The sequence below is a fragment of the uncultured Amaricoccus sp. genome (assembly GCF_937858865.1).
In the GTDB taxonomy this organism is placed as follows: Bacteria; Pseudomonadota; Alphaproteobacteria; order Rhodobacterales; family Rhodobacteraceae; genus Amaricoccus.
Genome location: NZ_CALLYO010000327.1, coordinates 1 through 3,474 on the forward strand (window position 1 = coordinate 1; position 3,474 = coordinate 3,474).

Annotated in this window: 6 protein-coding genes; all 6 read left to right on the forward strand. The window is 71.8% G+C overall.

Annotation, left to right across the window (positions count from 1 at the left end; genetic code table 11):
* A partial coding sequence (locus Q0112_RS09260; RefSeq protein WP_297974310.1) for a hypothetical protein occupies positions 1–191 on the forward strand: 191 nt, incomplete at its 5' end.
* A gap of 10 nt (positions 192–201) precedes the next feature.
* A complete protein-coding gene (locus Q0112_RS09265) occupies positions 202–513 on the forward strand; it encodes an RNA-binding S4 domain-containing protein (RefSeq protein ID WP_297974312.1) in 312 nt (103 codons plus the stop codon).
* Between the two features lie 57 nt (positions 514–570).
* Positions 571–909, forward strand: a complete 339-nt coding sequence (gene fdxA / locus Q0112_RS09270) for a ferredoxin FdxA (protein WP_297974315.1) — start codon at positions 571–573, stop codon at positions 907–909.
* 291 nt (positions 910–1,200) lie between these two features.
* Positions 1,201–1,716 carry a CarD family transcriptional regulator gene (locus tag Q0112_RS09275; protein WP_297974318.1) on the forward strand — a complete coding sequence of 172 codons (516 nt, stop codon included), beginning with the start codon at positions 1,201–1,203 and terminating at the stop codon, positions 1,714–1,716.
* Between the two features lie 205 nt (positions 1,717–1,921).
* Positions 1,922–3,124, forward strand: a complete 1,203-nt coding sequence (locus tag Q0112_RS09280; RefSeq protein WP_297974320.1) for an RsmB/NOP family class I SAM-dependent RNA methyltransferase — start codon at positions 1,922–1,924, stop codon at positions 3,122–3,124.
* A gap of 123 nt (positions 3,125–3,247) precedes the next feature.
* Positions 3,248–3,474: hypothetical protein (locus Q0112_RS09285; protein WP_297974323.1), on the forward strand; the 227-nt coding region annotated here is incomplete at its 3' end.

Below are 3,474 nucleotides of genomic sequence, written 5' to 3' on the forward strand. Positions count from 1 at the left end.
AGAAGGGGCACGAGAAGGGCGCGCGCCCGCCCCGCGGCGAGGAGCAGGGCGAGCCGCGTCAGGGCGGGGCCGGCCGCAAGCCGAAGCGCGAGGACCGGCCGGCCGGCGCGCCCCGCCCGCCGCGCGCGGAGAAGCCCATCGACCCCGACAACCCGTTCGCCGCGCTGATGTCGCTCAAGCTCCGGAGCTGAGACCCGGCCGATGCCGGACGAGCCGCAGGCGATTCGCCTCGACAAGTGGCTCTGGCAGGCGCGCTTCTGCAAGTCGCGCGCCATCGCGGCGCGGCTCGTCGCCGACGGCAGGGTGCGGGTGAACGCCCTGCGGGTGACGAAGCCCGCCACGGCGGTGCGGGTCGGCGACGGCCTGAGCTTCGCGATCGGCAGCCGCGTGCGCGCGATCCGCATCCTCGCCCTCGGCGCCCGCCGCGGCCCGGCCAGCGAGGCGCAGGCGCTCTACGCCGATCTCGACGCGCCGGCACCGCCCCTTGAACCCGACGGTTATGCTGATACATAGCGCCCTGCGGGGCGTGACAGGCTTTGCGGACCGAGGAGAAGATCAGGGCCTGGGCCGATGACCTACGTTGTGACTGAGAACTGCATCGCCTGCAAATACACCGATTGCGTGGAAGTCTGCCCGGTGGACTGCTTCTACGAGGGCGAGAACATGCTCGTCATCCACCCCGACGAATGCATCGACTGCGGGGTCTGCGAGCCGGAATGCCCGGTCGACGCCATCCGCCCCGATACCGAGCCGAACCTCGAGAGCTGGGTCGAGTTCAACCGCAAGTACGCTGAGCAATGGCCGGTCCTCGTCGCCCGGCGGGACCCGCTGCCCGAGGCGGCCGAGCGTGACGGCGAGCCCGGCAAGCTCGAGAAATACTTCTCCGAAACCCCCGGCGAAGGCAGCTGAGCCGGCGCGACATTATGCCGCGGTTCGGCTCTGACCGGCCGTTTCCGCCCCCGCTCCGCGGGGTTGAAACGTTTGTGAGCATCCCCATGTTACGGCATCGGCATTTGGTTTGACTTCCCACTGGCCGGTTTTTCTGCTAAGAGGGGCGTCCCTACAAACGATCCGGGATACAGTGGCCTAGCAGAACTGGCCCGGGGTCCGCTTGCGCCGGGGGGCCGGCTGCCGGGATACCGATTGAAGGCGCGAACGGATCTGAACCCGGTGATTGTCAGTAAGGAAACGACGCGAGACATGAGCAAGACCAAGAGGCCGACGGAGTTCCGTCCGAACGATTTCGTCGTCTATCCGGCGCACGGGGTCGGGCGGATCATATCGATCGACGAGCAGGAGGTCGCGGGTCTCCGGCTGGAAATGTTCGTGATCTCCTTCGAGAAGGACAAGATGACGCTGCGCGTCCCGATCGCCAAGGCGAGCTCGGTCGGCATGCGCGCGCTCTCCTCGGCCGACATCGTCGAGCGGGCCCTCGAGACGCTGAAGGGCCGCGCCCGCGTCAAGCGCGCCATGTGGTCGCGCCGGGCGCAGGAGTACGAGCAGAAGATCAACTCCGGCGACCTCATCTCGATCGCCGAGGTCGTGCGCGATCTGCACCGCAACGACGACCAGCGCGAGCAGAGCTATTCCGAGCGGCAGCTCTACGAGGCGGCCCTCGAGCGGCTGACCCGCGAGGTCGCCGCCGTGAACGGCATCGAGGAGACCAAGGCCCAGCAGCGCGTCGATCAGGTTCTCGGCGGTCGCGTCGCCGCCTGACCACCTCATCGACCGGCAGATCTGACGTGCGCCCCGGAGCCACCGCTCCGGGGCGTTTTCGCGATTAACGAAGTTTTTACCCGACGAATCCCTTCAATATCAATGTGATAGCTATAGTTTCGCGTGCGAAATCCCCTCGGCGCGCGCCCCGCGCCGGCGCCCGCCCGGCTTGCGGCCCCGGCCGATTGCGGGCAGATGACCGCCCATGACCCCCGGTGCCCGCCTCTCCGCCGCGATCGAGATCCTGGACGCCGCCCTCGCCGGCGCCCCGGCCGAGCGCGAGCTCACCCGCTGGGCCCGCGCCAGCCGCTACGCCGGATCCAAGGACCGCGCCGCCGTCCGCGACCTCGTCTATGACGGCCTGCGCCGGCGACGCTCCTTCGGCTTCCTCGGCGGCGGCGACACCGGCCGCGCCATCCTGCTCGCCCGCGAGGCGGCCGAGGGCGCCCCGCTCGACGCGCTCTTCACCGGCGAGGGCTTCGACCCCGCCCCGCCGACCCCGGCCGAGCGCACTGCCCTCGCCGGCGACCTCGCCGCCCAGCCCGCGCCCGTCCGCCTCGACTTCCCGGATTTCCTCGAGCCCGAGCTCCGCGCCTCGCTCGGCGCCGACTTCGCGCCGGTCCTCGCCGCCATGCAGCGGCGCGCCCCGGTCGACCTGCGGGTCAACACGCTGAAGACAAACCGCGACGCCGCCACCGTCGTCCTCGCCCGCGACGGGGTGCAGGTCGCCCCCCACCCCCTCGTCCGCGACGGCCTGCGCGTGCTCGAGAACCCCCGCCTCGTCGCCGCCAGCCGCGCCTACACCCAAGGCATGGTCGAGCTGCAGGACGCCTCGAGCCAGCTCGTCGTCGAGACCGCTGGCGTCCGCCCCGGCATGACCGTCCTCGACTATTGCGCCGGCGGCGGCGGCAAGACCCTCGCGCTCGCCGCCGCCCTCCGCCGCCAGGGGCAGCTCATGGCCTGGGACGCCAACCCGCGCCGGATGGCCGACCTCCCCGAGCGCGCGCGCCGGGCCGGCGCCGAGGTCCGCATCCTCTCCGACGCCGAATGCGCCGCCCTCGGCCCGGTCTGCGACCTCGTCCTCGCCGACGCGCCCTGCTCCGGCTCCGGCGCCTGGCGCCGCAAGCCCGAGGGCAAGTGGCGCCTCACGCCCCAGGACCTCGACCGCCTCACCCTCCTCCAGGACTCGATTCTCGACGCCGCCGCCGCGCGCGTCACGCCCGGCGGAACCCTGGTCTACGCCACCTGCTCGCTGCTCTCCCGCGAGAACGAGGCGCGTGCCGCCGCCTTCGTCGCCCGCCACCCCGCCTGGCGCCCGCTCGCCACCCGCCGCCTCAGCCCCCTCGACGACGGCGACGGCTTCTTCATCGCCCGCTTTCGCGCCCCGACCCACGCAACCTCCGGGTAAACTACCCTAGCCAACAAAACCTTTGGTTGAATCGCTCCCCTGATCTAGACTGGCCGCCGGCCAGGGCACGGGCGGACGATGCAGGACAAGGCTGAGGCAGGCAGCGGATCTCTCGGCGGCGACTTGCGGACCGGCGCCGGGCTGGCGGCGGCCGGGGCGCTCCTGCTCGCCTCGACCGCGACCGAGCTCTGGTCCGGCTCCGCGATCATCCCGGCCGCGCTCGCCGCGTCCCTTCTCGTCTGCGGCGGCTACCTGCTCTCGCTCCGCGCCGGCCTCCTCGCGTTGCCGCCGGCCCGCGGCGCGGCGATCCGCAGCTTCGACGGCCACCCGGAGCCGGTCCTGCTCACCGA